Annotated in this window: 25 protein-coding genes; 14 read left to right on the forward strand and 11 right to left on the reverse strand. The window is 44.1% G+C overall.

The window, feature by feature from the left end; translation table 11 throughout:
* Window positions 1-49: 49 nt before the first annotated feature.
* The gene (locus ACXACS_RS06200) at window positions 50-1,246 is read right to left on the reverse strand and encodes an Nramp family divalent metal transporter (RefSeq protein ID WP_474805190.1); all 1,197 of its coding nucleotides are present in this window, start codon (window positions 1,244-1,246) and stop codon (window positions 50-52) included.
* Window positions 1,247-1,498: 252 nt separating this feature from the next.
* Between ACXACS_RS06200 and ACXACS_RS06205 the strand changes: the two genes are divergently transcribed.
* Window positions 1,499-2,182, forward strand: a complete 684-nt coding sequence (locus ACXACS_RS06205; RefSeq protein ID WP_474805192.1) for a UPF0149 family protein — start codon at window positions 1,499-1,501, stop codon at window positions 2,180-2,182.
* Window positions 2,183-2,213: 31 nt separating this feature from the next.
* On the opposite strand, the gene ACXACS_RS06210 is transcribed toward ACXACS_RS06205, so the two are convergent.
* From ACXACS_RS06210 to ACXACS_RS06220, 3 genes are all read right to left on the reverse strand, one after another.
* The gene (locus ACXACS_RS06210) at window positions 2,214-2,405 is read right to left on the reverse strand and encodes a hypothetical protein (protein WP_474805194.1); all 192 of its coding nucleotides are present in this window, start codon (window positions 2,403-2,405) and stop codon (window positions 2,214-2,216) included.
* A 183-nt stretch (window positions 2,406-2,588) separates the two neighbouring features.
* On the reverse strand, window positions 2,589-3,017 hold the full coding sequence (locus ACXACS_RS06215) for a CopD family protein (protein ID WP_474805196.1): 429 nt from the start codon (window positions 3,015-3,017) through the stop codon (window positions 2,589-2,591).
* Window position 3,018: 1 nt separating this feature from the next.
* Complete coding sequence (locus ACXACS_RS06220) at window positions 3,019-4,695, reverse strand: chloride channel protein (protein ID WP_474805198.1); 1,677 nt, start codon at window positions 4,693-4,695, stop codon at window positions 3,019-3,021.
* Between the two features lie 105 nt (window positions 4,696-4,800).
* On the opposite strand from ACXACS_RS06220, the gene ACXACS_RS06225 reads away from it, so the two are divergent.
* The gene (locus tag ACXACS_RS06225; protein WP_474805200.1) at window positions 4,801-5,508 is read left to right on the forward strand and encodes a DUF6776 family protein; all 708 of its coding nucleotides are present in this window, start codon (window positions 4,801-4,803) and stop codon (window positions 5,506-5,508) included.
* Between the two features lie 125 nt (window positions 5,509-5,633).
* On the opposite strand, the gene ACXACS_RS06230 is transcribed toward ACXACS_RS06225, so the two are convergent.
* Window positions 5,634-6,884 carry a putative manganese transporter gene (locus ACXACS_RS06230; RefSeq protein WP_474805202.1) on the reverse strand — a complete coding sequence of 417 codons (1,251 nt, stop codon included), beginning with the start codon at window positions 6,882-6,884 and terminating at the stop codon, window positions 5,634-5,636.
* Between the two features lie 91 nt (window positions 6,885-6,975).
* A complete protein-coding gene (gene azu, locus ACXACS_RS06235) occupies window positions 6,976-7,425 on the reverse strand; it encodes an azurin (RefSeq protein ID WP_474805204.1) in 450 nt (149 codons plus the stop codon).
* Window positions 7,426-7,626: 201 nt separating this feature from the next.
* Here azu and ACXACS_RS06240 point away from each other — a divergent pair, with 201 nt between their 5' ends.
* The 5 genes from ACXACS_RS06240 to minE all read left to right on the forward strand — a co-directional run bounded on the left by ACXACS_RS06240 (window position 7,627) and on the right by minE (window position 11,702).
* Window positions 7,627-7,959, forward strand: a complete 333-nt coding sequence (locus tag ACXACS_RS06240) for a hypothetical protein (protein WP_474805206.1) — start codon at window positions 7,627-7,629, stop codon at window positions 7,957-7,959.
* A 124-nt stretch (window positions 7,960-8,083) separates the two neighbouring features.
* Complete coding sequence (locus tag ACXACS_RS06245) at window positions 8,084-9,451, forward strand: class II fumarate hydratase (RefSeq protein WP_474805208.1); 1,368 nt, start codon at window positions 8,084-8,086, stop codon at window positions 9,449-9,451.
* A gap of 362 nt (window positions 9,452-9,813) precedes the next feature.
* On the forward strand, window positions 9,814-10,608 hold the full coding sequence (minC, locus tag ACXACS_RS06250) for a septum site-determining protein MinC (protein WP_474805210.1): 795 nt from the start codon (window positions 9,814-9,816) through the stop codon (window positions 10,606-10,608).
* Between the two features lie 30 nt (window positions 10,609-10,638).
* Window positions 10,639-11,448, forward strand: coding sequence for a septum site-determining protein MinD (gene minD, locus ACXACS_RS06255; RefSeq protein WP_269916709.1), 810 nt, complete (start codon window positions 10,639-10,641; stop codon window positions 11,446-11,448).
* A complete protein-coding gene (gene minE / locus ACXACS_RS06260; RefSeq protein WP_118492536.1) occupies window positions 11,448-11,702 on the forward strand; it encodes a cell division topological specificity factor MinE in 255 nt (84 codons plus the stop codon). Before minD ends, minE begins: the two co-directional genes overlap by 1 nt.
* A 31-nt stretch (window positions 11,703-11,733) precedes the next feature.
* On the opposite strand, the gene ACXACS_RS06265 is transcribed toward minE, so the two are convergent.
* Entirely contained in the window at window positions 11,734-12,567 is an 834-nt protein-coding gene (locus ACXACS_RS06265) for a polyphosphate kinase 2 family protein (RefSeq protein ID WP_474805212.1), read from the reverse strand.
* 129 nt (window positions 12,568-12,696) lie between these two features.
* Here ACXACS_RS06265 and ACXACS_RS06270 point away from each other — a divergent pair, with 129 nt between their 5' ends.
* The 4 genes from ACXACS_RS06270 to ACXACS_RS06285 all read left to right on the forward strand — a co-directional run bounded on the left by ACXACS_RS06270 (window position 12,697) and on the right by ACXACS_RS06285 (window position 16,783).
* On the forward strand, window positions 12,697-13,479 hold the full coding sequence (locus ACXACS_RS06270; RefSeq protein ID WP_474805214.1) for a hypothetical protein: 783 nt from the start codon (window positions 12,697-12,699) through the stop codon (window positions 13,477-13,479).
* Between the two features lie 49 nt (window positions 13,480-13,528).
* Entirely contained in the window at window positions 13,529-15,406 is a 1,878-nt protein-coding gene (locus tag ACXACS_RS06275) for a methyl-accepting chemotaxis protein (RefSeq protein ID WP_474805216.1), read from the forward strand.
* Window positions 15,407-15,664: 258 nt separating this feature from the next.
* The gene (gene erpA / locus ACXACS_RS06280; protein ID WP_025256292.1) at window positions 15,665-16,009 is read left to right on the forward strand and encodes an iron-sulfur cluster insertion protein ErpA; all 345 of its coding nucleotides are present in this window, start codon (window positions 15,665-15,667) and stop codon (window positions 16,007-16,009) included.
* Between the two features lie 201 nt (window positions 16,010-16,210).
* Complete coding sequence (locus ACXACS_RS06285) at window positions 16,211-16,783, forward strand: glutathione S-transferase family protein (protein ID WP_474805219.1); 573 nt, start codon at window positions 16,211-16,213, stop codon at window positions 16,781-16,783.
* Window positions 16,784-16,951: 168 nt separating this feature from the next.
* On the opposite strand, the gene ACXACS_RS06290 is transcribed toward ACXACS_RS06285, so the two are convergent.
* Window positions 16,952-17,944 carry a D-2-hydroxyacid dehydrogenase gene (locus ACXACS_RS06290; RefSeq protein ID WP_474805221.1) on the reverse strand — a complete coding sequence of 331 codons (993 nt, stop codon included), beginning with the start codon at window positions 17,942-17,944 and terminating at the stop codon, window positions 16,952-16,954.
* A 155-nt stretch (window positions 17,945-18,099) separates the two neighbouring features.
* On the opposite strand from ACXACS_RS06290, the gene ACXACS_RS06295 reads away from it, so the two are divergent.
* Window positions 18,100-19,911 carry a trans-sulfuration enzyme family protein gene (locus ACXACS_RS06295; protein WP_474805223.1) on the forward strand — a complete coding sequence of 604 codons (1,812 nt, stop codon included), beginning with the start codon at window positions 18,100-18,102 and terminating at the stop codon, window positions 19,909-19,911.
* Window positions 19,912-20,112: 201 nt separating this feature from the next.
* Window positions 20,113-20,559, forward strand: a complete 447-nt coding sequence (locus ACXACS_RS06300) for an SRPBCC family protein (protein WP_474805225.1) — start codon at window positions 20,113-20,115, stop codon at window positions 20,557-20,559.
* A gap of 196 nt (window positions 20,560-20,755) precedes the next feature.
* On the opposite strand, the gene ACXACS_RS06305 is transcribed toward ACXACS_RS06300, so the two are convergent.
* Entirely contained in the window at window positions 20,756-21,877 is a 1,122-nt protein-coding gene (locus ACXACS_RS06305; protein WP_474805227.1) for an alkene reductase, read from the reverse strand.
* Window positions 21,878-22,038: 161 nt separating this feature from the next.
* Window positions 22,039-23,352 carry a carbohydrate porin gene (locus ACXACS_RS06310; protein WP_474805229.1) on the reverse strand — a complete coding sequence of 438 codons (1,314 nt, stop codon included), beginning with the start codon at window positions 23,350-23,352 and terminating at the stop codon, window positions 22,039-22,041.
* Between the two features lie 501 nt (window positions 23,353-23,853).
* On the opposite strand from ACXACS_RS06310, the gene fucP reads away from it, so the two are divergent.
* Entirely contained in the window at window positions 23,854-25,191 is a 1,338-nt protein-coding gene (fucP, locus tag ACXACS_RS06315; RefSeq protein ID WP_474805231.1) for an L-fucose:H+ symporter permease, read from the forward strand.
* A 53-nt stretch (window positions 25,192-25,244) separates the two neighbouring features.
* On the opposite strand, the gene ACXACS_RS06320 is transcribed toward fucP, so the two are convergent.
* Window positions 25,245-26,447 (reverse strand): anhydro-N-acetylmuramic acid kinase, encoded by a 1,203-nt coding sequence (locus ACXACS_RS06320; RefSeq protein WP_474805233.1) that lies wholly within the window; start codon window positions 26,445-26,447, stop codon window positions 25,245-25,247.
* Window position 26,448 lies beyond the last annotated feature (1 nt).

Below are 26,448 nucleotides of genomic sequence, written 5' to 3' on the forward strand. Positions count from 1 at the left end.
AAAAAACTGTGGGGTCAGAGTCAGGACTCTGACCCACACCTCAAAGGTGTTAGCTGAAAACACCGATCAGTTTATATAGGCCTAAACCAATCACTGTGCCTACTACCACAAAGCCTGCCAGATTACTTTTCCACGTGTTTCTAAACTCACCCAGCGCTGTGCTTTTATTCATAACGACCAGCAAAAATATCGCGATAATAGGTAGCAGTAGGGCATTAGTTGCCTGCGCAAACAAAATAGCGGGTAGAGGCTTAAAGCCAAGTGCTGCAACACTTACCCCAACTACAATGATAATGAACCAAACAGCTTTAAAGCTTTTACTTTGCATATCATCAGATAGTCCTAGCGCGCCAGTTACGGCATAAGCGGCGGCTAAAGGCGCGGTAATGGCGCTGGTTAAACCGGCCGCGAACAAACCTAATGCAAAGAACCACTGCGCCTTATCACCTAACACCGGTTTAAGCTGCTCGCCCATATTAGACGCGTCCATGGTGGCTGCTTGGTTGAAAAACGCCATCATAGCTGTAGCCATAACAATTAGCGTAATAAGCCCTCCCATACTGATTGCCCTAGCCGACTGGTTTCGACAGGCTATTACGGCGTCATTTTTATCCTGCCCTTTTGACGATTTCGCAACTAGGCTGGCGTGAAGGAATAAGTTGTATGGCACAATGGTTGTACCAATGAGGGCTAGCACAGTGGTAATAGCATCTGTGTCTAGTCGCGGTGAAGTAAGCTGGCTAAACATAGCAGCAATATCAGGCTTGGCTACAAGCAGCGTCACTAAAAATACCCCCGCCATGATAAAGACAAGGTAAACCAATACTGTTTCTATCCACTTGTAGCTGCCTGACCATAGCAACACAATTGCGATAGTGCCCAATATGCTGGCCCACTGACCAATGCCTAAATTGATAAACGCGTCTAGACCGATTGCAGCGCCGGTTAGGTTGCCCGATTCATAGGCTGCGTTACCAATGCCAATAGCGCTAACGATGAGTACAATGAAGGCGTTTTTAAGCCATGGCTTATACGCCATGTTTTTCATTGCGCTTGCCAAGCCTTGACCACTTGCAACACCAAGACGTGCCGCCATGTCTTGCAATATTATGGTTGCAAAAATGGAAAAAAGCAGCGCCCATACCAAGTGAAAACCAAAGTTTGCACCCGCCAAGCTTGCTGTAGTTACTGTTCCAGGGCCAATGAAGGCGGCCGCGATGATATATCCTGATTTATCTTTTGCCATTGCAACGACTCTTAGTTAAGTTTTGCTATCATGACAATAGGTGGGCGAGCACGCAACAGTACCGCTAAACCAATACAGTAACAGATTGGTTTTAAACCTATTGTCGCGTACCCAGTGCAAAGGACTTATTTTTTCTGCGTGCCTAACCCCAACTATGTGGGAGAAGTATAAGGTCAGAAAACACGCCCTCTGCAAAGTGGCCGCGCAGACTACCGTTTCGAGAAAGAGAACGCAAATTAAAAAAGGAAGGTAATGATGAAAGACGGGTTTCCAGTACACATCATCAGCGATATTGTTTCGCATCCCAATTTCAAAAATGTACTTCCGAATGCTTATCAGGTTGATGGGATGATCTTTGCGGTTGCCGCCGCACCAGAAATCCCCATGCCCGAGCAATGGATGCCTTGGCTCATTCAATCTAGTGATAGCAAGCTAGTAGATAAAGATGTCGATAAGCTTGCAGATACCCTGATGAACGGCTTGCGCTCCCATTTAGATTTAATGCGCCAGAGTAAACCACCTTTATCTAGTGAACTCACCGAAGCGATAGAAGTGAAAGGAGTGATGAGGCCTTCAAAGGAATTAGAAAGCTGGCTGAACGGGCTTTTACAAGTACATAAGCAGTTAGAGCCAGTGTGGCAAAATGCTTGGAACCATCTTGATAAGCGCTCTGCACAGAATACAAGTGACGACAAGGATAAACTAGCTGAACCTGCGGAGGCGAGGTTGTCCCGTTGTTTAAAACTTTTTTCAACGCTTGCCAATATAGAATTGGCTTTGTCCTACAGAAACGAAACGCAAGTTGCACAGCTTGAAAGTAATATACACATGCTTGTTAAGCAGTTGCCATCGGTACTCGCAGATTACACAAAGTTATCCGGAGAGCTGGCGCAAGCACTACCCAATCAATTCGAAACCTTTAACAAAGTTACTTAAGGCTTAATATAATCGGTCTCACCGTAGCTGGTTAACGCTGCCGTTGCTGTTGGTGACGTTGATTTAACGTGTGTTTTAGCGAAGCCGTGTAGCTATCTAGCTCAAGTTTCGCCTTCTCGTATTGCTCATTTAACAGTATAGAGGCTGGCTCTCTCATTAGCGCCTTAAACGCAATATCCGTCTGTTGTAGTAGGTGTTTGAGGTGTTGATTACTGTCATCCATGGTAAACATTCCGATAAAAACAATTCAATAAACCCGATATATCGTGACTCTCGGGCGGCTATGTGTGATGTCTACAACACTCTCTACATAAAGATTCAAAAACTTTTTTGCATCACACTGTAGTACGAATTCCTTGAATACTGACTTCCTTACTGACTATGGATGTCTGCGTGTAGCTAAGCCCTAGAAGGGTTTAACTACAGCTAGACATACAACTGCGAGAATAATTAACACTGGGGCTTCATTCAAAAAGCGATAGAAGCGGGGAGTGTGCCTATTTTCATCTCGTGCGAACTGCTTCATCAACTTAAACAAATAGAAGTGGTAAGCGTAAATAGCAAGTAGCAGCAGCAATTTTATGTGAAGCCATCCTGACATTTTAAACCAGGTGCCACCATAGCTGACAATAAGCGCAACGCCGAATGCCAGAGTTAATAAGGCGAATGGAGTAACGAAGAGCCACAATCGGCGCTCCATAACTTTAAATTCATCTTTAACTATTTGAGACTTAGTCGTGGCGTGATAAACGAAAAGTCGTGGTAAATAGAAAAGACCTGCCATCCACGCCAGCATGAAAAAGATGTGCAGTGCCTTAAACCATAAAATGTACATATTAGTAGTGTGCCTTTTGTAAGAAGCTTTGCAAAATATTCCAGGTTACTACGCCAATGATATCGTTAAGCTCCTGATCGTAAATATAAACTGCGCCAGAGCGCGAATTTTTAAGATGTTCGTATACTTCGTGCAGCGTAGACTGCGCGCTGATGCCTTCCATTTCATAATAGTTTAACGCGGAGGCATCGTGTTCCAAACTTACATTGTATTGGACCAGTTTATACTGCACATCTATTTCAAATTTTGACTTCTGAATGACAATTTTTGTCGGATCGCCTTCTAAATAGTTAATTAGCGCTTGTTCTGGGGCATCGTGAAAAAGCTTATAATCTCTATTCATTGCTGCCAGTACACCGGTCTTTTCAAGAGCCTCTCGGATAGATGAAATGGCGTATGGTAGATTCTGATAGTCAAGCTGACGTATAAAAATAGAGCGGTTGCCGAAAAACTGCGTTGAAGTTACGTAAGCAGGTACTATCACCAGCATGGCTGGCAGAATGATTTGAGGGCTATAGGAAAGCTCCATAACCGCAGATAGTGCAGCGAGAGGCGCGTGTAATACCGCCGTCAACATACCCGCAATACCTAGCAATGCGAAGCTGTTAGTGAACTCAGGCACGTTGATAAAGTAGGATAGCGGCAATAAAAGCACGGCACCAGCGAGCATACCGATAACCATCACCGGGCCTATGATCCCACCAGGAATACCAAGGCCGATAGCAAATACCGCTAAGATAACCTTAAACACAAGGGTAGATACCAACAATAGCGCGCCAGGTGAACTATCGAATAAGTGCTCTACATCGATAAAGTTCGCCCCAAGTGCCTCAGGTATAAACATACCTATAGTACCGGTAATTAGCGCTGCAAGTATTAAACGCCACACCATAGAAACCGGTCGGAACCAGGTCATAACACGCATAAGTTGGCTATTAAAAAGCACAGCCAACATACCCAGTAAAATGCCTAACAGTACTAAATAGAAATACATCCACTGGCTAAAGGCATTGAAAGATAAGAACGAAAGTTCGTTGACCTCTCCAAATACAATACGGGTAAGCACAGAGCCACAGGCTGCGGCCAGCATGATAGGTACAAATATGTGGATTTTGTATTCTCGAAGCACGACTTCCATTACAAAGATAACGGCAGCGAAAGGGGTATTAAACGATGCAGAAATGCCCGCAGCAATGCCACAGCCTGCAAGAATTCTAATACTGTTATAGGGCAGACGAAGCCATTGCCCAAGAAAACTACTGCCCGATGCTCCCATATGAACAGAAGGACCTTCTCTTCCTACGACGAAGCCTCCAGCAAGCGCTAGCATACCGCCAAAGAACTGATTGATGGTCGTTCGAAACGGAATATGACCGTAATAGTATTTTACCCGGTGAATAACGAAAGGAATACCCAAGCGGTAGTGTTTGAAGCCAGTGAGAAAAGCAATGAATAGTATTAAGCCAACACTAATAAGCGGCATGATAAGCCACACTAACCAGTCGTAAGCAAGAACTGACTTAAGCGACGATCCCCCTGTTTCTTGAAGCCATTCAACGCATAGTCGAAACAGTATGATAATAAGCGCCGCGCAGGTTCCCCCTACAATGCCCAGCATGCACAACTGAATAGTAGTGCGTGGATGAGCTAACTCCTCTCTTAAAGCCTGCAAGCGCATGTTGTGGTACAGTAGATTAACGTAGCTAGCAGCTTACCATAAACACTTAAAATTCATAATATTTAGAACGCGTTAGCGTTTTTGTAGTTTTTTATTGAAGAAATTATGACGACAGACCAATTAAAAGAATTATTAGGCAACTATAAATGGACCTTGATGGTAGCGCTCATCATGTTCGTCATGATTGGGTTCGGTTACAAGCTGGCGCGAATTATTGACGAAGGCGACAGCAAGAAAGTGCAGGCTCAAAAGGAAACTATTGCTATTTTATCTGAAGAGAATAATGCGCTAACGACGAAAGTAAACCAGCTTGAAGTAGCCGTGGAACTTGCCTCACTCGAGTCAGAAAATATCGCAAAAACGTTAAGTGAACAGAAGAAAGAGCTAGAAGCACAACAAGAGCTGTTAAGCTTCTATGAGCGTGTTATGGCGCCCGAGAAAACCGATGAAGGTTTTGCTATTGAAGGGGTAGAGATCTTTAAATTAAGCGATACATCATATCAGCTCAGGTTAGTCTTACTGCAATCTAAACAGAGAAAAGCAGTGATAAATGGCAACTTAGATATTGCTATTGTAGGCAAAAGAGATGGAAAGCCTGTTAGGCTAGAATCTGGCAGTTCAAGCCTACTTGCTGAAGACGTTAAGTATCGTTTTCGTTTTTTCCAAGCGGTTAACGTAACGCTTAATATCGAAGAGGATATAGATGTAGAGTCTATTGATTTTACTACACGGGTTTATCAATATAAAACCCGCAAGGGCAACTATGAAGTTAGCGTCCCATGGAGCGAAGCGCTTTCAGTTGACCTAGAGTAAGTCTCTAACAACCATAGTTTAGCTAAGCACATAGCTAGGTATACTTAGGTTTTCCACACATATGATTTATTCACGCCCATGGTTTTGGTAAGTAAAAGCTTAATAATTTCTAGGGCATGATCTTGTTAATATTCAAACAGGTACCAGTAGCCATAGCCTACAAGAAAAGCTGGAATGGCAGAGTAGACAGTAGCGATAAGGGCTGCCTTTGGTGAAAGCGCGATAGCGGGAAACAAGGCATCGCCATCGTTACTAATCGCGTTGCCTAATTGAGCTGAAAAAGGGACTGCGCCATTTAAATACAAACTGGTGACCAATATTTGAGGGCCGCAGCCGGGTAGAAAACCTATAACAATAGCCAAGCCGACCAAGCCAAGTCCCATAGCTTTAAGCATTCCCGCTATGTCTAGTCCAAACCAGACAACAGAAAGCTCGAAAATCAAAAATGCGAGTATCACCCATGCCAATACAAATTGCGTATCTAATGCGGCTTTTTCCTGCCACTTAGGCGGGGGCGGAATGACGTCTTCTTTGGCAATAGAGGCGTATCCGCTTCCAGAACCACATAGTGACCAAAGCACCAAACTTGCTATACACAAACAGGCGCCAATTAGTGTTAGTGTATTCTCACTGATAGCCAAGTAACTGTGAACGGGGAGTTGAAACGCCATCGCTAAGGCAATTGCTAGCGACGGTAAGCTCACAATCATCCAGAATGCTGTAGATAGTGAAGCGGCTTTATGGCTTAGTGCTTTCGGTTTATCTGTGTTCAGGGGCTCTTGGTTAGAATCAACAGTTTCAGGTGCTCGATAATTATGGAATTTATTAACCACTAATCCCGTTGCAGCGCCTACAGTGACACTTACTGCCATTACCGTTAACGCATCTAATGGTGCTTGGGCTAGTAATAGAAACGCCGCATCTCCCATGGTGCTGGTTAATACCGCTACCACGGCTCCAAAACTGGTAACACCTCGTGTGTACTGCGTTACCACAATAATTGCACCACCACAGCCGGGTAAAGCACCAAGCAGTGCCGAAAGGCCTACCTCGTGGACGGGGTGGGTTTTCATGTAGTTGCCAATAGCATCGGCTGAGACCCGCAATGTGGCCACGTAATAAAGTGCAAGCGATGCATAAACAAATGCTGCTACTTGGAAGTATGCGTCTGATAAAACTGAAAGCGTCACAGAGCGGGTACTGCTGTATGTGAGTAGGGCGATAACTAATAGCGGCATAAGCAGACGCTTGTTAGCTAACAGCGGGTAAAGAGTGCTTTGCATAAAACCTTGAGTAAAGCCACCAAGAAAACGTGGCCGATAATTATCGCGCTCCAACGCTTTTGCATTTTTCGATGTGTGGGACGCTGTATTCATTACAACTTCACTCTTAAATTACTGAACACTGTTTTGAAGGCGCACAATTGAAAGTGCGCCTTCCGTTTGCCTATCGGCAAATTGCATACGCTTAGCTAGAAAGGGTAACCGTGCCTTGCATAATTCCGATATGACCGGGGAAGGAGCAGAAGAACATGTATTCTTCATCTTTACTTAGACCTTCAACAGAAAACGTAGTAGAAGTTTGTTCACCACCACCAATAATCTCTGTAGCGCCAATTACACGTTCGTCACCAGGCTTAATGTAGTCATTATCGAGTCCAGCACTCATGCCATCTGTTGCTACCGCTTGCCCATTGGCCTTGGTGGTCATTACCCAATTATGACCCATAGATTGCTTCGGGAGTTGACCAGTATGCTTAAGCGTTACGGTAAATTCGCTGCAGCTTGCAGGAATCGTTACGTTTTTTGTATTGAACTGCATCGCGTCATTTGATTCCACAGTAGTCTCACATTCGTTAGCAAATGCACTGGAAGCTAAAAGGAAAAGGGCTGTGCCGCCAAGTAGTTTCTTAATCATGAATAATATCCTTTGAATATAGATTAACCGCACCTTTCGGTGGAATTAGAAGATTCCATCTTCAATACGAAGAAGCATAGCACTGGATCATGTTAAATGCTAATAATTATCATTTGAGTTTTTGTGGTGGGTTTGCTATCAATAGTTCTTGCCTATTCATCGCGTTATTTTTTGATGCACTCTTGATAAACGATAAAGCTAATGTCATCGATACGAAATGCACGTAAACAAATTCGTTTTGGACACAACGGTGGTGAACTGAATGTATTGGTTAACTATCTAGAAAGTGTGGCCTGCATCGCAAATTTATTACCACAGAAAAGCGACAAATTTACGATTTATAAAAATGCAGTCGAATTGCTGTATGAAGTCATTTGTGACCCGCTAGTTTGTAAACAATGGCGTTATGCCTGTTTAGACAACTTATACAGGCCTTTACTTAACGCTGAGCGCTACGCCTGTACCGAGAGTGATCGAATTACGCTTGCAAGATTAAAAATAGATATGCATGTGCTAGTCCCACATTTTTTATGAGCGGCTAACGAGGGAGATACCTACTGAGTACTCTTAGTTTGCACTTGGTAGCCCGAGTAGACCTTTGATGACAGTGTGATAAGCACACCGAAAATTAAGTTACATCAACACAAGGATACGAATTATGACAGCAACACGCACAGAACGGGACAGTATGGGTGAGTTACAGGTGCCTGAAAATGCGCTATACGGCGCACAAACTCAACGTGCTATTCAAAACTTTCCGGTCAGTGGACAGCGAATGCCTGAAGCTTTTATACGCGCGTTGCTCACTGTGAAAAAAGCCGCAGCACAAGCAAATATGAAGCTCAAAGCACTAGATAGCGACCGCGGTTTGGCGATAGTTAAAGCCTGTGATGAACTGTTAGCCCTAGAAGATGTTATGCAGCACTTTCCGGTAGATGTCTTTCAGACGGGGTCCGGCACCAGCACAAACATGAATGCCAACGAGGTAGTAGCGCGGTTGGCATCTCGCTATTCAAGTGAAGAGGTTCACCCGAACGATCATGTAAATTATGGGCAAAGTTCAAATGATGTAATACCAACAACCATTCACGTAAGCGCAGCTAATGCCTTGTCAAATGAGCTAGTGCCTGCTGTGGAAGGTTTGGTTAGCATTATTGAAACGAAAGCAAAGTCTGTCGCGCAATATTGTAAAACGGGGCGCACTCACTTAATGGATGCGATGCCAGTAAGGATGGATCAAAGCCTACTAGCATGGGCATCTCAACTTAAGCAGCAGTTAAAAAATCTTCGCGCTGTGCAACCTGCTATCCAAACCCTTGCTCAGGGAGGCACTGCGGTGGGGACGGGTGTAAACGCTCATGCTGACTTCGCAACAACATTTTCAGACACCCTAGGAGAGCTGACCGATATCGCGTTTAAACCAGCAGATAATTTCTTTGCGCTTATTGGTTCTCAAGACACCGCAGTAACGCTTTCAGGTGCCACGAAAAGCCTGGCTGTAACACTTATGAAGATTGCTAACGACCTGCGTTGGATGAATTCCGGTCCGCTAGCAGGTTTGGGTGAAATAGCATTGCCTGCGTTACAGCCTGGATCATCGATTATGCCAGGCAAGGTTAACCCAGTTATTCCTGAAGCGGTGGCAATGGCTTCAGCACAGGTAATAGGTAACGACGCGGCAATTACTGTAGGCGGGCAGTCTGGAAACTTTGAGCTCAATGTCATGCTGCCTATGATTGCCAGTAATCTACTATCAAGCTTGTCGCTAATGACCAACAGTGCAACGCTTATCGGCGAACAAGCAATAGAAGGATTCACAGTGAATCAAGATAACATTGAAGCGCCTCTTTATAGAAATCCTGTCCTAGTTACCGCGCTTAACCCTGTCATTGGCTATGCTAAAGCCGCGGAAATTGCCAAAGCAGCTTACAAAGAGAATAAGCCTGTTATCGATGTGGCTGAAGCAATGACGGACATCTCTAGAGACGAGCTAGAAACCTTACTAGACCCTAGAAATCTCACTTAGCTGAAATAGGACCTAAACAAGGTCTAAACCAAGTGCTATAGACCGATGTGGACTGAAAAAAGTGCGACTAACCATCGCACTTTTTTTGTGGTTTGGCTCAAAGGGGGTTGGGTAAAAAAATCGCAGAGCGCCTGCTAGCCTAAAAACTATTCGATGGTTGGCACGTTCCTAGCTAAAAGCTTGGGTAAAACCTGTTTTAACCGGTATACAGTTGCTGTATGTAATCAGGAATTTTGGTACAGTGATGTTATAAATTATTTGTATAGCTGCGTAAGACAGCGACAGACATTAGCGCTAATAGGTTTTACTTATTTTGATGGCCAATTGCTAGGAAAAAAGTAACGCCTTTTCGGGATGAAAAAATGACAGAAACTTGCTTTCGCATGAAGGGCACTACGCTCACCAGTATTGTGTTAGAAGTAATAGATTTTGAGCCAGATAACTTCGAAGCTCAGTTATCTAAGAAAGTTGAGAGCGCACCGCAGTTCTTTACCCGTTCCTCATTGATTTTGCATTTGATAAAGCCTTTGTCTGCTACCGAGTTTGAACTGCTCGTGGCCCTTTGCCGTCGTTTGCAATTACAGCCTATGGCGGTGAAAGGTGAAGTGGCAGAGCTGAAACCGACCATTAATGATTTGGGATTAGCTGATGTAAGCCAAAGTAAATTTACAGATAGCGCGCTTCGTTCACAAAAAGAGAACGCTAATAACGGCACTGAAAGCGGCAGCGACAAAGCCCATAGCAACGAGCACGCGCCTCAGACTCAACAGCAAGCGGCTGCAGAGCCATCCAAAAGCGAGCCTGCGCCTACAGCAGCTCCCGCACTTAAGCCTGCTAAAGTTGTCAATCGTCCTGTACGTTCTGGTCAGCAAGTTTATGCTGAAGGCAGTGACTTAGTAGTAACTGCGTCAGTGAGCGAAGGTGCTGAGCTTTTGGCTGATGGCAACATTCATGTTTACGGTACGTTGCGCGGACGCGCGTTAGCTGGCGTAAAAGGCAACACGGGGGCTCGTGTTTTTTGTCAGTCATTAGACGCAGAACTCATTTCAATTGCTGGGCAATTCATTATGCACGACACCGTAAAGGGAGAGTGCTGGAAGAAGCCTGCACAAGTGTATTTAGAAGAAGAAACATTACGTATAGAGCCGTTAGCTTAATGCTTTGTACGCACTAATAGGAAAGAACAGATGGCAAAGATTATCGTAGTAACCTCAGGAAAAGGTGGTGTAGGTAAAACTACATCGAGTGCAGCAATAAGTACGGGGCTTGCGTTAGCAGGCCATAAAACGGTAGTGATAGATTTCGATGTTGGCTTGCGAAACCTTGACCTTATCATGGGTTGTGAGCGCCGCGTTGTTTACGATTTTGTTAACGTTATCAACAAAGAAGCGTCACTAAAACAAGCGCTAATTAAAGATAAAAGAACAGAAAACCTTTTCATCCTTCCCGCTTCTCAAACTCGCGATAAAGATGCACTCACTGTAGAGGGTGTACAAGCAGTATTAGATGAGCTTAAGAAAGACTTCGAGTACATCATTTGTGATTCGCCAGCAGGTATCGAACAAGGTGCTCAAATGGCGCTTTATTTTGCTGATGAAGCCATTGTAGTAACCAATCCGGAAGTATCGTCGGTACGTGACTCAGATCGTATTTTAGGTATTTTACAAAGCAAATCGATGCGCGCAGAAAAAGGCGAACCAGTTAAAGAGCACCTGCTTCTTACTCGCTACAACCCAATGCGTGTAGAAAGTGCGGAAATGTTGAGTGTTGCCGATGTGGAAGAAATTTTGGCTATTCCACTTTTAGGTGTCATTCCAGAATCAGAGTCAGTGCTTAAAGCGTCAAACCAAGGGCAGCCGGTTATTCTTGACGAAGAGGCTAATGCAGGACAAGCTTATGCTGACGCCGTTAAACGTCTGCTAGGCGAAACTGTTCCACATCGTTTCCTTGAAGCAGAAAAGAAAGGGTTCTTTAAGCGTCTTCTAGGAGGGAAGTAATGGGAATTTTCGACCTGCTCAAAAAGAAGCAAAAGCCGAGCACTGCCGCTGTAGCTAAAGAGCGGTTACAAATTATCGTTGCACATGAACGTAAAAAGCGTACCGAACCTGATTACTTGCCCATGATGCAGCAAGAAATTATCCAAGTGATTAGAAAATACGTTTCTATCGCGGATGATCAGGTATCAGTTCAGCTTGATAATAATGACGAATGCAGCGTACTAGAGCTAAACGTAACGCTTCCGGAAAACTAGTTGGTAATAACCGATAGAAAATAGTAATAGATTATTCTTTATCGGTGCTTCTTAGCTTTTCCTCATTAACGTCTAGTTGTTTTGAAGCCATAGCAATGAGCTTCTCATCTAAAGGGGGAGGGGTAATATCTACCCCTTCACTTAATGCTTGAACGAGGGTCTCAAGTACGTCAACTCTCGCCTGCCACTTGTACTCTCCATTTATAATATGCCATGGGGCGTAATCGGTATGAGTCTTCTCGAACATATCGTTGATAGCTTCAACGTAATGTTCGCGCATGCGACGATTATGTAAATCCTCTTCAGTGAGCTTCCAACGCTTAAAAGGGTTGTGTAAGCGCTCTTCAAACCTTTCGCGCTGCTCGTCGGCAGAGATATGCATAAACAACTTTATGATGCGAACGCCATTATCGCTAAGCGTTTTTTCAAATTCGTTTATCTCTTTATAACTACGCTGCCAGTCTGTGGCCGGGGTTAGCCCGTCAACACGCTCTACCAGCACTCGTCCATAGTGGGAGCGGTCAAAAATTGTGAGCTTTCCAGGTGAAGGGATCTGTTTCCAAAAACGATAAAGAAAGTGTTTTTCACGCTCTTCCTTGGTTGGTGCAGCTACTGGACACACGTTCACGGAGCGAGGATCTAACTTTTCTGTGATACGTCGTATAACTCCACCTTTGCCTGACGCATCCCAACCTTCAAAAACGATAAGCGCGCGTCTTTTTTGGTGATAGTAGGACTGCTGAACATGAAAAAGAGATTCTTGGCATGCACTTAACTGATTTTTGTATTCTTCTTTCTCACTAAATCGAGAACGACCGAAATCGTCAAACAAGGTAACGGAAGTTTTTGAATGAGAAGAGCTCATATAAATAACCTATATTTCAGATAGATATCAGATTTTTTTACCACGAATTATTAATTTTTAAGAAATCTCATGCAGAATTAAAAAGAGCGTCTACACTTACCTGTCAAATTACGCTAACAGGATTTAAGTATGCAGTTCAACGTTTATTCGTTGGTTCTTTTGACGGCAATTTTTCTTTTTTCTCTTAATACCCATAGTGCAACATGGAGTGAAAACGAGCTTCATATCCAGCACGGGAAGCTCAATCAGCCTTTTGCCGAGGCCTCGGGTACCGAACTTACTACAACAATTTTTACGTTCCAGCATGCCAGCGGGTGGGAGTATGGCGGAAACTTCTTTTTTGCTGACTATTCAAGCACGTCCGCCGGTGATGAACTATACGCAGAGTGGTACCCCACTTTAAGCTCTAAAGCTCTATTTAATGCTAATTACAGTGGCGTGCTTAGCGATATCAGTTTTGTCATGGGCGTAAATATGGCGCCAGAGTCAGACGTTTTAAAATATCTGCCAGGCATTCAACTTCATCTCAACGTAGAAGGCTTCCAGTTTTTGAATGTGCTTGTCACCGCATATTTAGATGATAGCGAGGGACTCAGTGCTGGTGGAGCACCTAAAGAAGACGACAGCTGGATGGTTGATATTGCTTGGCGATACCCCCTAAGTCTTTATTCACAGCAATTTTATATTGAAGGACATGCAGAGTACATCGATGAAAGAACGTCTGAAATACCTGGCGCTGTAGTCGAGTCGTGGGTATTGGCTCAAATCCAAGCGCGATGGGACGCTGGTCAGGCTTTCTTCAATGTGAAGGACAGGTTGTTTCTAGGGGTAGAGTATCAGTATTGGAACAATAAGCTAGGAACGCAAGAAGAAGACAGCGTTGTTCAAGCGCTGGCAGTATGGCGTTTTTAAGCCACACATAGTGTTGATAGTTATTTAATTTTATTTGGAGTAAATAAATATGCAATTAAAGCGTTTGCTTTTCATTGCGTTAATTTCCGCGCTTATTGTACCTGTGGTGATTACCACGGCCGTATTTGCAACGTCTATTTTAACTTTTCTTACTAATAAGGTAGAGACATCAGACCTACCTACTGCCCTTGAAGAGGTCAAGAATGCTGTTGAACTAGATTTGCAGAGTACAATACTCCCAAGCCGTTCATTGGCTAATAATATGTACATAAAGCGTTGGATGCAAAATGGTGAGCCTTCAGAAGGCGTTAACGTACTCACCAGCCACCTTGCAGAAATAAAGCGAGAAAGTAATGCCATTAGTGCTTATGTTGTGTCGGGAAACTCTAATAATTACTATACCCATGATGGTATAGATCGCCAGATCACACCTCAAGGCGACGCTTGGTTTCAAACCTTTATTAATAGTAGCCAGCCTTTTGAAATAGCTATTGATATCGACAAATCGAACGGTGTTGCTTCGGCGTTTATTAACTATGCGATAAAAATTGAAGGTGAGCGCGTAGCGCTGGCAGGAGTGGGTTTATCGTTAGATGCCATGTCTAAGCTGATAGCTTCTTATAAAGTTGCTGAGAGTGGCATTGTTTATCTAGTTGACGACGCCGGTAGTATTGCTTTGCACCCAAACATGTCAAAGCGTGGCGAAAAGTTGAATGCAAGTGCATTTGTGAACAATCCCAGTAAACTAGAAGTGTCTGGCAATGATGTAACACGTCTTGCAGTAAAACTGAATTCCTTGGATTGGTATTTAGTTACAGAAGTTCCAACCGATGAGCTTTACGGAGCCATTAACACGGCTGTTTTAACTAACATACTCATTGCGCTTGTTATCATAGCGCTAGGTTTGGTGGGAATGAGATTCTTGTCGAACAAGATTTTTGCGCCTATTGATACTATTACCGCCGCTGTTACTTCGTTAAACGAACGGGATGGCGACCTTACTGCTCGCTTGAATATCAGTGAAGATAACGAGGTTGGCGCTTTATCTGCTCAAATAGATTTATTTTTGGAAAAGCTCCATGCCATGTTCATCCAAGTTTCAGAAAGCGCGCAGCACGTAAAGGGCATAGCTGCCCAAGTTTACGAACAAATAGAGCTTTCCCAAAGCTACTCTTCAAGACAAACCGACAGCACCAACTCGGTAGCTGCAGCAATTGAAGAAATGGACTTGACCGTACGTGAAATATCAAACAGTGCCCAGGGCGCATCTGAAGTCGCTAATACTACCGAAGAAAACGTCAGCGCTAGTGCCAATACAATAGACAAAGCTATGCAAAACATGAGTGAGCTTAGCGGTGTCATGACAAAGTCGGTCAACTCAGTTAACGAGCTCTCTAGCAGTATTAATTCTATTTCTTCTATTTTAGATGAGATTAGAGGCATTTCTGAGCAGACTAATCTACTTGCGTTAAATGCAGCTATTGAAGCGGCTAGAGCTGGGGAACAGGGCAGAGGTTTCGCAGTGGTGGCAGACGAGGTTAGAAACCTTGCGAAAAGAACAAACGAGTCTACGACAGAAATTAGCCAGCTTATGGATGAATTAAACAAGCGCACGTCGGACACAGTAGCGGATATTCTGCGAGGTAACGAAAGTACACAAGCCACGTCTGAGTTCTTATCAACCTGTGTGCAGGCTCTCTCAAACATATCGGCTGAGGTAAGCAAGTTAACCGAAGCCAATACCCATGTGGCTTCAGCAACACGGGAGCAATCTGCGGCTACCGGTGAGATCAGCGAAAATATTTCTGTCATTTCGCAAACGGCAGAGGAAACATCTCGCAGTATGGAAAGAAGCTATAGCTTGGTAAATGAGCTAGATGATGAGGCGAAAGCGTTGGATAACACTATCAGTAAATTTACGCTTTAATGCAGGTTAGCCACAGTCGTTGTTTGGATAGTTCGAGAGCTACTAGAGTTAATTCAGGTGCTACTAGTTGGTTCAAGTGCTATTACATGGCTTAATTTTTATCTCATGGTTTGCTTGTTATCTCATGGTTTGATTGTTAACTCATGGCTGAGGTTGATTCGTTAAGTTTTGCCCCAATAATTGCTAACTATCCGCAAGTATTAGATAATTGCGGGCAAGCAGAAAGTGCGTTAGCACGAGATTATTGTAGAGGTGGGTATGTCTGTAGAAACGGCGTTGCCAATTGAGTTTTCAGACGCTGCAGCAGCGAAAGTGAAAGCCCTTGTTTCAGAAGAAGAAAATCCTGATTTGAAATTACGTGTATACGTAACAGGTGGTGGTTGTTCGGGCTTTCAATATGGCTTCACATTCGATGAGAAGGTGAACGAAGGCGATATGACTATTGAGAAAGACACAGTAACTATGGTTGTCGACCCAATGAGCCTACAATATCTAGTAGGTGGTATTGTTGATTACGTGGATGGTCTGGAAGGGTCACGCTTTTTAGTTCAAAACCCAAATGCCACGACTACCTGTGGCTGTGGTGCAAGTTTTAGCGTTTAAATAAATTCGCTTAAAAGCGAGCTAAACGCTGTGCTTTTTAAACCCGAAAGTCTGCATTTATAACCATTTGCAGTTAAAGCGATAGGCATACATCGCACCATTTTGTATGCCTGTCGGTTGTTCTGCTTACAATACTTCCTTTTAATTTCAAATTCTGGCTACACTGATTTCAACAAGCGACCATAGTTTAGGACAGCGTTTATGAAATTATATGGCTCTACTACTTCTCCCTATGTACGCCGCATTCGCATTGTATTAGCGTCTACAGAACACGAATTTTTAAATCTTCAAATCTTTTCAGGTGAAGACCGCGAACTGCTTGCTTCGCGCAACCCAACCTTAAAAGTACCTTGCCTTGAAGACGATGGGCAAATGATTTTCGATTCTCGCATTATCTATAGTTATCTTGCCGATAAGCTTGATCATGATGGGTTAAGTTGGGAAGAAGAAAATCAGCTAACGTTAATTGACGCCGCTAACGATTCATTTGTTCAGCTTATGCTTCTAAAGCGTTCAGATTTTGATATCAGCGAAGATAAAATGTATTACCGACTTCAAAATGAGCGGATTGAAGCAGTATTGGATGCGTTGTCAGAACAACTCGATGCGGGTGGCTTTAGTGGGTGGACTTACCCGGAAATCTGTTTGTATAGCATGATCGACTGGGTGCTCTTTCGCGAATTACACAGCATGAAAGACTACCCACAATTGTTAGCGTTTCACGAAAAGCACCATGACAGAATTGAAGTAACCGCAACTGACCCGCGTAGTTAGATTTAGTCAGATATCATGGCCAGGTAAATGTAGGCAAATTAGGTATAAATAGGTAAGGTTGTCCTAACTTACAATCACCACTCTATAGTTACGCTCAACCAAGTTTCCGACTTTGCTACAGAGAGGGCTGCTATAGAAAAGGCTGCTAAAATAAGGGCTGTTAAACAATTAATAGCCCTTATTAAAATCAAACTGGTATTTGAGCGGTTCGCCTTTAATATAGCGCAGCGCATTGTCTAAAAACACATCTGCCACATCGCTAGGTTGAGATTCTGCGGCCGTGTGAGCAGTCACTGAAATATTAGGGTGCTGCCAAAACGGGTGAACGGGGTCGAGGGGCTCGCTGCGAAATACGTCCAATACTGCATGCGCCAAAGCGCCTTTGTCTAAAGCTTGCAAAAGCGCATCGTCGTCAACTGCACTGCCTCTACCCGCGTTAATGAAGACACTATGAGGTTTAAGTGCATTAAAAAAGCCGTGAGATAGCAAGTTTTGTGTTGTGGGAGTATCTGGCATTAAATTTACTACGTGGTCACACGCACTGGCAAACCCTTCGATGTCGTCAGGAGTGTAAACAGCATTAGCGCCTTCCACCCTTTGCCCGCTTCTCGTTAAGCCTACAACCTGCATACCGAAGGCGTGAGCAACCGGCATAAGTGCTTGCCCGATACTGCCAAGTCCGACTATACCCAGCGTTTGGCCATTTAACGGTACCCGTTTTGATGCCTCCCACTTTGGACGGGCGGCTCGCTGATTTTGTTCAAACGCTTTTGTATTTCTGGCATGCTCCAGTAAATAGGCAAAAACGTATTCCCGCATTAACTTACCGAAAATTCCTTTTAAGCCGGTAAGTGTGTAGTCTGATTTATTCGCATTCAGCAGCGGGGCATTGCCCGCCCACGTTGATTGACACCAAGTAATCGCTGCACAGCTGTGGATGATATTAGAAGCGAGATCAGGGTCTGCGAGCATCACGCTGACGTCTTTGGTATCTACATCTTCTGAACGCGTAGTTATTTGTTTAAGCGTTATAAGTGGGCAGCCATCGGCCCCGATAAAGCTATCGTTATCTGCTATTTTTTCTCGAAGTGCATCTGCAATATCGTTAGCTTCATTGCTTAAAATAGTAAGTTCAATCACTTTCGAACTCCTTGCTGTCATTGGCCTAACACTCCTAAAGTAAACTTTTCTTTCCTCTGCCTGAATGCATTATCGTCAAGCTGGTTGTTCTAAAAATGTGATTTAAGTTTTACATTTTTGTAAACATTGTCGGTGTTATGTATTTACACCTGAAGTTAAATTGCAACGGAATCGCTATGCAGTCAGAAAACAAATTCCAAAATTCAATAGATGTTGATGTAATGCACGCTAAAGTGCTATCACCTAAGCGTAACACGACCCAAGCCTCAACATCGCAGGCTTTAGTTGAAGAGCAACTTTCACATTTCGGCATAAGCGCCGAAAGCGACTATGGCAAGGCACTCGCCAATACGGCTCATCACTTGTACGGTGCTCAGGCCAGCGTTATGCAGCTTTGGGATATTACTAGCAACACGTTGCAAGAACTTGATAAAGAAGACAGACTTGCCTACTTCAATGCCAAAAAGTTTTTGTCTTTTCAAATTGCTAAGATATTAGATACGCTGCAAAACCCGTTTCGAGCCACATACCAAAGCTTGTCGAGCGGCAACGGCTCACAAGGGCACTATCCGCTGTTCGACAATGTCACTGCACTTTTTTCAGCTACACCCGTGGTGGTAAGAACAGCAACCTATGTGTATGCCTGTACTGAATGGGTAGACGATGCTTTTCAAGGAAAAGAGTTTACCCATCAAATTTATTCGCGATTATTAAACCCTACCAACATCTCCCTTGCCAACGCAATTGTAGATATGGAAGCGGGCCCTTACGCCGCTGAATACTTGGCGTGGAATTTTAATTCGGGCATGGCGGCAATTGATGCCTGTTTATCGAACGTGCTGAGTCATGGCGATGTGCTCATTGTTTCTAGAAACGTATATGGTGGGGTGTATCAGCTGCTTCATGATTACTTCGCTCGCAGCAACCGTATGGATATTCAAATTGCATGGTTTGATGGCTATGACGCACAAAGCTTTGCGTCATTTATGCAGCAAACAAAGGCCGAGCATGCCTCACGTTTAGACAATGGCGCCAAAATGCATGTGTATCTAGAGTCGCCATGCAACCCACATGGCTACGTACTGGACGTACCCGGAATATGTGAGTTAGCACACGCACAAAATGCGTTAGTTATGTTGGACTCTACGCTTGCTACGCCTGTGTTGCACCAACCGCTACAGCATAAAAACAAAGCCTCACGTCCCGATTATGTCATCCACAGCTACACCAAAGATCTGTGTGGTAGTGGCGCAACCACAGCGGGCGTTGTAATAGGCGAGGGACATCGCATGTTCCAGCCAAAAGGCAGCTCAGTAAACGGGGTAGACTGGTCCGAAACCATGTTCTGGGATGTGTACTACATCAAAGGTGCATTCCTAGATTCTGAAAAGGCGTTTGATGTATTAAACGGTATGAAGACCTTGGAACAGCGCATGATGACTAAGGTTATCAATACTCAAGTCTTTACCTCGTTTCTTAACGCCCACGAGCAAATTCGCGTCAACTGTCATGCGTTGCCTGAACACAGCAATGCAGGGTTGCGCGAGAAACAGCATACGCATGGTTGGCCTTGCACCTTATTCACCGTAGACATGGCGCCCGCGAATTTACCTCGCGACGTGTTTGTGCGCTTTTTCGATGCCCTAGAGCCGGCCTTTAGCCACCAAGTAAGCATAGGTCAAAACAATACAATAATTTTGTGTCCTGCGCTGACGTCTCATTCAGAACTCAGTGGCGACGAACAGAAAAAAGCCGGAATAGAATTAACGACTATGCGTATTGCAATGGGTACAGACAATGTTAAGCAGCTTATTGCTCATTTCATGTTGGCCGCCAAGCATTTTATCGAACCTCATGCGCCTGGTTTTTGTGAGAAGTTTATGGCAAACGCCGACATTGATAACTTGTATTTATCAGTAAGTGAGAGAGTAAGCTCACAGCATTTTGGCAGCAAGGCCAGTATGGATTCACTGATGAAAGGGGCTTAGGTGCACTTTTAGTTCAAGAATTTGTCTTGAACTGTCGATAAAACATATTGAGGATGTTCTCCTTCTCCCGGGCCTTTCCTTACGCGGGCTCGGGATTTTTTATTTTTGGCAAAGCTTATTAGTGATGATGAGCGATTCTCTTTGCTATAAAGTGAAAAGACACTAAAACCCTTACCTTCATAAAATAACTAAGGCGGCTTTATGCACGAGTTTAAAATTGATGTAACGCTAGATGCATCATTGCCCTTTATTTTTACAGCATTTCACGAACCTGAGTATCTCTCAGAGTGGTTTGCACCAGGCGATTGTTCAGTCACACAAATTATGAGTGACTTCAAAGAGGGCGGACGTTATCGCATCAAGATGATGGATCCCAGCGGTATAGAAATGTCATTGACCGGTGAATACGTGAAAATTTTAGCCAACGAACAGTTATCGTTCTCTTGGGCGTGGGAAGATGACATGGAAGAGTCGGTAATGACATCGGTGGACATTCACTTCGAAAACACCGAAGAAGACAACGTAAGGCTAGTTCTTATTCAACAGGGCTTTTTAAACAAGCAAGAGTGCGATCAGCACAACTTCGCGTGGATGTCGTGCTTGGAAAAACTTGCCGTGTTAGCAGCTAGGACGAAATCGTTTAATTAACCATTTTTCTGCAGTCACCAGCTTTCTGCAAGTTAGGCATAGTTTAAGCCTAGTTTAGGCATAGATCAGGTATAGTTTAGGTATAGTACTAAGAGCGACGCGAATACATGGAGCATCGTATTTGATACAAACTGTTTGATTAAAATTCAGTGGGCGCAAGGCAAGGGCAGAGCGGCTTGCTCTGCCCTTAGCTAATTTAGGTTAGCGACGTCATCGCGTCTTTTCCGCTTTTTTCTCGGTAAGTGTCAAAGTCGTTATAGCCTTCTTCACCTCCCCCGTACCATGCAGACGGATCGTCAAACGACGCTAACAGGTAGCCGTGTTTAAAGCGAGTAGGTAGATCCGGGTTTGTGATCCAAGGTCTTCCAAAAGCAATCATGTCTCCATCACCGTCAGATAACCGCTTTTCCGCTTCTTCTTTTGTATAGCCACAATTCCCCATCAACATACCGTCAAAAAGGGCCCTGAATTCTGCTAACGTCATGGCTTCACCACGCTCATGAAACCCGAATGCTAGGCCATCCATTACATGTAAATAGCCTATCTCTAGTTTATTTAGCTGTTGGGCCACATAAGTAAAGGTTTCTCGAAAGTCGTCAGCACCCATGTCGTTAAATGCGCCATTTGGCGATAACCTTACACCGACATGCTCTTTTTCCCATACGCTCAGTACTGCGTTCATTACCTCGCTTAAGAAGCGATATCGATTGTCTACGCCACCTCCGTAATTATCGTCGCGTTGGTTGCTACGGCTATCTAAGAATTGGTTTATAAGGTAGCCATTTGCCGCATGTACTTCCACGCCATCAAACCCTGCAGCTTTGGCGTTAATAGCTGCCTTTTTGTAGTCTTCTACAGTGCGCTTTATATCATCAAATGTCATGGCTTTCGGCACCTCGTAGGGCTTTTTGCCCTTAGGCGTGTGAATCTCATCGCCTTCAATTTTGATAGCAGATGCTGAAAGAGGTAAATTACCGTTGTGAAAGTCGCTGTGAGATGCGCGCCCGGTGTGCCAGAGTTGAAGTACAATCTTTCCACCCGCTTCATGAACGCGGTTCACGATTGAGCGCCAGCCTTCAACCATCTCGTCAGTGTAAATTCCAGGGGTATCAACCCAACCAATGCCTTCTTCTGATATGGTCGTTGCTTCAGTGATAATAAGCCCTGCATCTGCACGCTGAACATAGTGATCGCCCATAATTTTATTGGGTATGCGGTCGGCGCCCGCTCTACCTCTTGTCATTGGTGCCAATACCATGCGGTTTTGCAATGTGTTACCTGCCCAATCGAACGAGCTGAAAAGTACTGAGTCTGTCATTCGTATTCCTTATTCAACGAAGAAGAGTTTGTTGATGAAGCGTTACGCTTGTTAGCGCTATAAACGCCATAAGATAAGTATTGAATACAGGAATAGCGGGGAGTTGGATTTATAAAAGAGCGCCCGAAGGCGCTATTGAGTGTATTGCAGGGAGAAAAACTTTACAGTAAAGCTGCTAGGTTGACGTCGAACCTTAGGCCTAGAACAATAGCATCATCAAGTGCCATTACTCTGTCGCGCTCTGCGAATTGGTCGGGATTGATGATGTAGTGAACGTTTGGCTGAATCCTTACGTGGTCGTTGAGTTGATAGCCATAACTCAGCTCTAACATGGTTTGGCTACTTGCTGGAGTACCAACCCCGCCGTTTATGGCTCTTAATATACGCTGATCCTCTAGCGCTTCATCACTGTATTGCTGACGGGTAAACACGAAGCCCAGAGTATCGTCAGGACGTGACGCCATGGTACCTCTTAGTACAAAGCCTGCTTTGACATAATAGTCTTCAATCAATTCGCCAGATGTACCGGTTAGCACGGCGCCGAAAAGCGTTAACCCTTCTTTCGTGAGTGGGTTAGGGCGAGTAACAGTTTGTTCAAATCGAGCAAATATACCCGAGCGACCGTTTCTAACAGCGTAATCATTACCTGTTTGCGCCGCATAGTTGCCTTCATCATCAAAGACAGGATCGGTGTAGTCTGCGCCATCATACCAACCGCCAATTTCATATCTTCTTGGTAGTTCGTCATTATCCCAAGTAGTTTGATACCCTAGAGTGAACGGAACAACAACGCCAGTAGCTTCATTAGTCGCCCAATCGAAGCCGTGATCGCCTAAGTCCTGATGACTGGTATTATCTTCGTACACGCCGGTATGAAAGTATGTTTTTGGTGAAAGCCAGTATTTAGCATGGCCACCCCAACTCGAAACCGGCCACCAAGTAAAATTACTGGTTCTAAATACAAAAGTCGGGTTCCCACAGGCAGCATTGGTTTGAAAGTACTGGCAAAGTTCAGAGCCTAAAAAGCTGATATTCGCTACAGTACGGCCACCTTCTAGTTCTAAATCGCCATCAAGAAATGTGGAAGAAATCGTAAACCGTGCAAGACGGGTATTTTGACCGCCAAAGATCTCTTGTACAGATGTGCTGTTTCCGATGTAGTGCTCGGCTAAGTTTTTACCGTGTCGATTTGTCATGGCAATATGAATTTTAGTGTCATCCCAACCTGCTAACGTATTTAAGTCGAGTTCTCCACCTACAAAAAGCTGACCAGCATAGGCACTACCTCTGCGCTCACCACCGTCAATGTTGGTTGCTGACTCGCCTGTGTAACTTGCTTGAAAGTCAAACGCTTCTTGAAACTTACTTTGTGATGCTGACGCGGTGGCAGCAAAAAGAACGGTACCAGCGAGTATTGTGGTGTATGACCCTCTCTTATATCTAGAAAGGCGACGTGTAGCTGTAGTTGTTTTCATCGTTATTCTCTCAATTAAAAATGTTTATCAGCCGTAGCTTGTTACGAGCGTGTGACTGATGGCATCTAAACATTCTTTGCTAACTCTTTGTTGACGCTAGATAAATCAGAGCGGGCTCTCGTTACAGCGTTTTAACATGTCTATGCTTTTGACGAAATTTAACGAACCTTTGCCAATAAATCAACCATGTTTATTTATTTGATTTTCTAATTTTGTGTATTTTTGGTTAATAAAAAAATGGTGTCTTGGAAATGAACGCGTCACGATAAAATTTTTTCGGTTAGTTATCTTATTCATGTATCATTCTGATTATTAAGTGGATTTTTATTTGTGGTTGTAATGAATAGAAGTGGGTGGGATTATTTTGTTAATGCTCATCTAAATATAAAGTCTAATTCTTAACGTATTTTAGTATAAATAAATTAAATTGATTTATTGACAGAGGAAATGGTCGGTGCTTAAATTGCTTAACTAATTTTTTACAAGCGAAAGGCCGTTTTTATGAAAAACAACGCCCCTTTGGTTTCCAAAGACACACTGATTCCCTTTGTATTGTTAACGATTTGCTTTGCTGCATGGGGTGTGGCTGCGAACATGACAGACCCTTTGGTAAAGGTATTTAGTAAGATATTTACTATGTCGTCTCTGCAATCGGCACTGGTTCAATTTGCTTACTATGGCGCATATTTTTGCTTAGCCATTCCAGCTGCTTTTATTAACAAGCGCTTTTCTTACAAAACAGGCGTTTTGACAGGATTGGGCTGCGCGGCCGCGGGAGCATTTCTTTTCTACCCTGCTAGCCAAACTATGACGTATGGTTTTTTTCTAGCCGCTCTTTTTGTATTGGCTGGTGGCTTATCTATTCTTGAAACGTCGGCCAACCCTTACGTTATGGCGATGGGAAATCAAAAAAGTGCGACACGTCGTTTAAATTTAGCGCAAGCGTTTAACCCTGTCGGTACCAATTTAGGTGTATTTTTGGCCGCAACACTTATATTGCCAAATTTGAATCAAGCATCTGCACAAGAGCGTGCCGCCATGTCAGTAAGCGAGCTTAAAAACGTGATAGGGGCGGAGCTTGATGCAGTAATGCTTCCTTACGTAGGTATGGCATGTGTGCTTGTTTTAGTTTGGGTTGCTATCTTCCTAATTAAAGCGCCAATTCAAGAATCGGTTGAGTCAAGTGTGGAAGACGTTAAATTGGGCGCATCGCTTAAGCGCTTAGTTGCTAACAGGCATTACCGTTTTGGTGTATTGGCTCAGTTTTTCAACGTTGGCGCACAAACATGCGTGTGGACCTTCACTATTCAATATGCGATGAAAGCGACTGGCGGCAATGAGGTGAGTGGTGGCGAAATCTTACAGTACAGCATGATTGTATTTCTAATTTCTCGCTTTGTGATGACGTGGGTAATGCAATATCTCTACCCAGCTAGACTACTAATGATCATGTCACTGGTTGCCATGGCGCTATGTATCTTCATGACACAGTCTCCTAATTTAGCAGGCGTAATCGCATTGGTATCTATCTCTGCTTGTTTGTCACTAATGTTTCCAACGATTTACGGCATTGCGCTTGAAGGGCTGGGTGAAGATACCAAACTAGGCGCAGCTGGCCTTGTGATGGCGATTCTCGGCGGCGCTATCATGCCACTCTTCCAAGCAGCCATTATTGACAGTGCTGGTGTGGTTGTATCTTACGTCGTACCGGCCATCTGCTTTTTACTTGTGGGCGGTTATGGCTATTTCGATATGCGAGCCAAAAAGAGCATTGCTAAACCACATTCTGATAGTGATGTTAGCACATTAAAAGATATGGAAATGGAAATCGCTAAATAGTACTTCTGAATGAATGGTATCAAAGGGCCGCTGATTGCATCAGTGGCTCTTTTTTATGCTTTTTTAAATAGCGCACCTAAAACCGCTGCTTTTGAAGCGCCAGTCACTGTAGGCACATTACCGGGAATATCATGCAAATAAGCATGTGCAAACCACGCAAACGCAGCGCCTTCTACATGCTGTGGATGTATGCCCAGAGCATAACTGTCAGCTACGGCATAGTCGCTCAAAGCGTTGTTTAAATAGACCATTAACGCTTTATTAAACGCGCCGCCACCGCACACAATCACTTCACTTTGTAAGTTCGCATTGCTCGCTTTTGGGAGGTGTTTCATTATTTCCTGAGCGATGGTGCTGCCGGTAAGGCTAAGCAAAGTGGCTTGAACATCCTCTGGAGCTAAATTATTGTTTTCTTCGTCGCTTTGTAAATCAGCACTAGAGGGAAAGTAATCGGCAAGGGCGTTGCTTAACCAATCAATATTGAAATGCTCTCTACCTGTGCTCTTAGGTGCGGGTAAAGAAAAGTAGTTATCTAATAAAAACCTGCCTAGTAAGCCGCTATGGCATTGTCCTGTCGCGGCCCATTTCCCGTCTTTATCGAAACTTTCATTTAAATGTAGGCTAATCCATTGGTCCATCAAGGTGTTACCTGGCCCAGTATCAAACCCTCTAGGTGGTGTGCTATCTTGCTTTGGCGCAAGCAATGAGATGTTTGCGATACCGCCAATATTTACCAACGCTCGATATTTGTTTTCAGTGGCGAAGACCGCATTATGAAAAGCGGGGACCAGGGGTGCACCTTGTCCGCCTAACGCAATATCTTTGCGCCTAAAATCGGCGATAACATCAATGCCGGTTAGCGCAGCGATAGTGTTAGGGTCGCCAATCTGACAAGTGAAGCCTCGGATAGAATGGCTGGTAAAATGGCCAGACATCACATCAGAGTTTGGGTAGTGCCGCACTGTTTGGCCGTGAGATCCAATGGCAGTGATATCTGACGCATTAAGATTGTTTTTATCAAGTAACGCTAACGTAACTTCTGAAAAGGCTTCTGCAACGAGTCTATCTGCAATGCCAAGCGTGTTGAGCTCGTCAGGGCCTTCATTACACAAATCATTAAGCGCGTGAAGCAGTTCGCTAGGGTAGGGGATGGTATGTGCTGAAAGCGTTTTGCACGTCGTTGCAGAGATGTCGCATAGAACGGCGTCAACGCCGTCCATGCTTGTGCCTGACATCAAGCCAATATATTTTGCCATA

The sequence above is a fragment of the Alteromonas sp. AWM4_230 genome (genome assembly GCF_056158305.1).